Origin of the sequence: Pseudomonas sp., assembly GCF_049645325.1 — a bacterium.
Lineage (GTDB): Bacteria > Pseudomonadota > Gammaproteobacteria > Pseudomonadales > Pseudomonadaceae > Aquipseudomonas.
Window position 1 is genome coordinate 1 of the sequence record NZ_JBARTQ010000085.1, and the last position, 5051, is coordinate 5051.

At 62.1% G+C, this 5051-nt stretch carries 3 protein-coding genes; 2 read left to right on the top strand and 1 reads right to left on the bottom strand.

Annotated features, from left to right (window positions below):
* Positions 1-2089: condensation domain-containing protein (locus tag WBB95_RS03625; protein ID WP_424486335.1), on the bottom strand; the 2089-nt coding region annotated here is incomplete at its 3' end.
* A gap of 491 nt (positions 2090-2580) precedes the next feature.
* Between WBB95_RS03625 and WBB95_RS03630 the strand changes: the two genes are divergently transcribed.
* Both WBB95_RS03630 and WBB95_RS03635 read left to right on the top strand, forming a co-directional pair.
* Entirely contained in the window at positions 2581-3375 is a 795-nt protein-coding gene (locus tag WBB95_RS03630) for a helix-turn-helix transcriptional regulator (protein ID WP_424486336.1), read from the top strand.
* On the top strand, positions 3375-4799 hold the full coding sequence (locus WBB95_RS03635; RefSeq protein WP_424486337.1) for an efflux transporter outer membrane subunit: 1425 nt from the start codon (positions 3375-3377) through the stop codon (positions 4797-4799). The genes WBB95_RS03630 and WBB95_RS03635 overlap by 1 nt, the downstream gene beginning before the upstream one ends.
* Positions 4800-5051: the final 252 nt, after the last annotated feature.

Sequence of the window (5051 nt, forward strand, 5' to 3'; positions counted from 1 at the left end):
GGAAGCACACGTCCAGCGGCTGCGCGCGCCACCAGTCCAGCAGCGCGTCGATGTCCTGCGCGTCATCCTGGGCCGGCGGCAGGTGCAGCGTCGCGCCCACGCACAGTGCCGGCCAGACCTCCCAGGCCATCGCATCAAAACCGAAACCGGCCACGCTGGCGGTGTGGCTGCCCGCGTGCAGGTCGAAGGCGCGGCAATGCCAGTCCACCAGGTTCGACACGCTGTGGTGCTCGACCATCACGCCCTTGGGCAACCCTGTGGAGCCCGAGGTATAGATCACATAGGCGAGGTGGGTCGGCGTGACCGCCACGCGCGGGCTGCCGCCGAGGTAGACGCTCGGATGGTCGAGCAGCAGCACCGGCACCGCAGACGCGGGAAGGCGGTGCAGCAAAGCCTGCTGGGTCAGCACGGCCACTGGGGCGCTGTCACTTAACAGGTAATTCAGGCGCTCGGCAGGATGGGCCGGGTCCACGGGTACATAACAGGCTCCGGCCTTGAGAATCGCCAACAGCCCCACCAGCGTGTCCAGGCTACGCCGGGCCAGGATCACCACGCGGTCATCCGGCTGTACGCCGTGCTCCAGCAGTTGATGGGCCAAGGCATTGGCCTGCTGGTCGAGTTGCGCATAGGTCAGTTGGAGGCCCTGGTACACCGCCGCAATGGCCAGCGGCGTGCGCGCAGCTTGCGCTTCGATTCGCCCGTGCAGGGTGCGCGGTTCGCTGCTCGGCTGCCCGGTGGCATTCCACTGTTGCAGCCGGGCCTGCTCGGTCGGTGTCACCAGGGAAAATTCCGCCACCGTCAGCGCGGTGTTTTCCAACCCCTGCTCCAGCAGCCAGGTAAAACGCTGCGTCAGCGCCTGCACCTCGTCGCGCGCAAAATACGCCTCGTTGTACACGCAATGCAGGCACGCCGTGTCCTGGTAGCGGTTGCTGCGCAGGTGGAAGGCAATCGGCAGCGGCTCATGGTGGTTGGACACCTTGATCGCCCGGGCCTGGACCTGGCCGTAGCGCAGGTCATGGTCGTCCTGCTCAAAGGACACCGACAGGTCGAACAACTGGCCGCGATCGGTACGCCGCAAGCCCAGCTCGCGGTTCATCTCGCTCAGGGGGAAACGCTGGTGGCGGAAATCCTGCTTGAGCTGGTCGCGCACGCCACGCACCACGGCGCCGAAAGACACTTGCTGATCGAACTGAAAACGCACCGCACTCACCTGGGCAAACAACCCCACGGTGGAACGAAACCGTGCGTTGGAGCGGTTGAGGATCGGCAGCCCCACCACCCACTCATCGCGCTGGTGGGTGCGGGTGAAATACACGTACATCGCCGCCAATAACACATGAAATGCCGAGGCCTGGTAACGGGTGGCGACTTGCTCCATGCGGTTGAGCAAGGCCACCGGAAACGGCGCCACGAGGGTGTTGCTCGGCGCTTGGGCGGTGTGCCTTGGCGTGAGCAGCGGCTCGGGCAACACCTGGTATTTGTCCAGCCAATAGGTCCGATCACGGGCGTAACGGGAAGAAAGCTGGTAGCGCTGGTCGGTGTCGATAAAGTCGATATAAGACGGCGCCAGCGGCTCCGGTTGCCGGCCGTGCTCCAGCGCGCAATACAGCCGTGCCAGGGATTGCAGCATCTGGCCAAACCCCCAGCCGTCGAGGATCAGGTGATGGGCCTGGGTGCCGAGGCGGTAATGGTCGTCATCGAGTTTGACCAGGAAAAAGCGGAACAGCGGTTCACCTGTCAGCGCGTAGGGCCGCGCCATTTGCGCTTGCATCAACGCCTGCGTCGCGGCGTGCGGGTCGGGCAGCGCGGAAAAATCGTGCACCGCCACGTCCACTGCCAGCGTCGGCGCGAAGGCTTGGCGCGGCAAGCCGTCCGCGTCGCTGTGCAGTTGGGTGCGCAACGCATCGTGCTTGGCCACCAGCAGCTCGACCGCGCGCTGGATCAAGTCGGGCACCACGGGGCCGGCGAAATCGACATAACCGCCAATGTTGTACAGCGGCGAGTCGCCCACGCGCAGTTGGTCGAGCCAGATGTCCTGTTGGGCGGCAGTGAGGGGGAAGCTGGCCGGCAGGCTGGAGAGATGCTTCATAAGATCCTTCTCATGGGGGTCAGGCACTGGCCGCGCAGGGAGGCCCATTACGACGAAATTGCCGGATTTGAGCATGGGGGCCGGGGACTGTCTGTCACCCGAAACCCGGACATTCGACGGGGTGGAAACGGGCCTGGCTGATGGTTCATTGCTGAAACGATTAAAGGGCTGTAGGAGATTGGCTATATCTGACTGATGTCGATGGATGAAATATTTTTTGTCTGACAATTTTTTTGCTTAACTATCAATCAGTTAATTAACTCTAAAATTCACATCCGGGTTTTCGTAGGCGGGATTTCACGTCAGAAACGTCGAATTAATGACGTGGTTTTTATGGCAGGTTGTGTCCCTCGTTTCCGCTGCATACGTAGGACAAATCGCTATGGCTAAATAAAATTTCGGACACCGAGTGACGTTCAGGAGCACGGACCGCCCCACACACCGACCCAGGGCGACCGTCGACGGTTTTCGACTTCAAGGATGAAATGGCTATGAGTCTGACCCGCAGTATTACCCACACGCACAGCCCGCAGTTCTACGCCGAAATGGGCGAGCTGATTTCAAACAGCGGCCAGGAAAACTTTGCCGCCAACATGCTCCACCTGGTGGACAAATGGGTGCCGATTCATCTGGTGGACCTCAGTGAATGGACCCTCGATGAACTGCGCGACAGCGTTCGCGAGATCAAGCTGTTGGGCAGCGCCGGCCTGAAAAAGGACTTGTCAGTGCCGCAAACCCTGCACGCGCTGAAAGACCACCCGCTGCTGCGAGAGATGCTGCGCATGCAAGACCCGCTGCTGATCCAGATGAAAGCTAAAACCAACAGCGCGCACCCGCATGGCACCTCGCACCAGTGCAACCTGGTGTCGCGCCAAGGCAATCGGCGCCTGGTGATTTCGTTTTACCGCCCGCCCACCTTGCGCGGGTTTTCCCTGGCGGAGTTGTCGTTTCTCAAGTGCCTGTCGGACACCCTGCTGCCGTTGATGGAACGCCATGCGCAGATCCTGCGCCAAGCACCGCACAGCGACACCGAGCCGACCCACACCTTGCTGGAACAGTCACAGTTGCAGCGTGAGTTCTACAAGCGCCTGTCCCTCAGCGACATCACCCTGTCGGCGCGGGAGCAGGAAGTTTGCCTCGGGCTGTTGACCGGGGGCACCGTGCCGCAGATGGCGGAAAAGCTCAGCGTGAAGAACAGTTCGATCGAAACCTACCTCAAGCGTGCTGCCGCCAAATTGGGCGTGAGCGGCCGGCATGGCCTGGCCAAATGGATGGTTGGCGCCTGATGAAAAAGCTGATGATCACCACCGCAGGCCTGGCCTGGATGCTCGGCGGCTGCTCGCTGATTCCGGACTACCAGCGCCCGGCGGCGCCGGTGCCGATGCAGTACCCGCAAGGTGGCGTCTACAGCCTGGCGCAGGCCGGCACCCTGGCGGTGAAACCGGACTGGCAACAGCTGTTCCACGACCCGGCCCTGCAGCAGTTGATTGGCGATGCACTGCTCAACAACCGCGACCTGCGAGTGGCGGCGCTGAACGTGGAGGCCTTTCAGGCGCAGTACCGCATCCAGCGCGCGGACCTGTTCCCGGCGGTGTCTGCCACCGGCCTCGGCAAGCGCCAGAAAATACCGGGGGACGTGACCGGCACCGGCAAGTCCGCTATTACGTCGAACTATTCAGCGACCTTGGGGCTCAGTGCCTACGAGCTGGATTTTTTCGGCCGTGTGCGCAGCCTCAGCGAGCAGGCGATGCTCACGTACCTGGGCACCGAAGAGGCGCGGCGCAGTGCGCAATTGAGCCTGGTGGCCAACGTCGCCAATGCCTACCTGACCTGGCGCGCCGACCAGGAACTGTTGGCCCTGGCCCAGCAAACCCTGGTGGCCAACGACCACAGCTGGCAACTGACCAGCCGCAGCAAAAGCGCGGGCAAGGCCTCGGCGCTGGACGTGGTGCAAGCCCGCACGGCGGTCGAAAGCACTCGCGCGAGCGTGGCCCGTTATGAGCGCCAGGTTGCCCAGGACCTCAACAACCTCGGCCTGCTGGTCGGCGGCCCGGTGAATGATCAGTTGCCGGCACGCCCACTGGCCGACGACCTGGTGGCACGCGTGCCTGCCGGGCTGCCATCGGATTTGCTGCAACGGCGCCCGGATATTCTCCAGGCCGAATACCAGTTGCAGGCTGCCAACGCGAACATCGGCGCTGCCCGCGCGGCGTTTTTTCCGTCGGTTACCCTCACGGCCAATGCCGGCAGCACCAGCACGGAGCTGTCGGGGTTGTTCAAGGGCGGTTCGGGCACCTGGACGTTTCAGCCGCAGGTCAATCTGCCGATCTTCAATGCGGGCAGCCTGCGTGCCAGTCTCGATTACGCGAAGCTGCAAAAAGACATCAGCGTGGCGCAGTATGAAAAGTCGATCCAGACGGCCTTTCAGGAGGTCGCCGACGGCCTTGCTGCTCGCCAGACCTTTACCGACCAGCTGGATGCGCAGAGGGATTTTGTCGCGGCCAACCAGGCTTATTACGATTTGGCTCAACACCGCTACCGCAGTGGTGTGGACAGCAACTTGACGTTTCTGGATGCGCAGCGGTCGTTGTTCAGTTCGCAGCAGGGGTTGATTGTGGATCGGCTGGCGCAGTTGGTGGCGGAGGTGAATTTGTACACGGCGTTGGGTGGGGCTTGGGGGGAGATGGCGGTGGTGGCTGTGCGGCGTTGATTGGAGGGGGTTGAGTATATATCCGTTGTTTGGGTGATGGCCGCTTATGGTTTCGCTCTTACAGCCATGCCTTTCAAGGTCTGCGTTTAAAGCCCCGTTTAAGTCATGTTTAAGTTTGTTTATTCGACTTGGCAGCCTTAAGCACCCGAGCGGTTGAGACATGAGCCCGCGCGGCCTTACCTTCCAGCCACTCCTTGGGTTTGGCGACTTTAGGGCCGCGAGGGTTTTTCGCCACAGCCTTGGCCTTGATCA

Excerpts from the sequence above, each read along its gene's own strand:
- WBB95_RS03630 (WP_424486336.1), top strand. The coding sequence starts at position 2,581 with ATGAGTCTGACCCGCAGTATTACCCACACGCACAGCCCGCAGTTCTAC.
- WBB95_RS03635 (WP_424486337.1), top strand. The coding sequence starts at position 3,375 with ATGAAAAAGCTGATGATCACCACCGCAGGCCTGGCCTGGATGCTCGGC.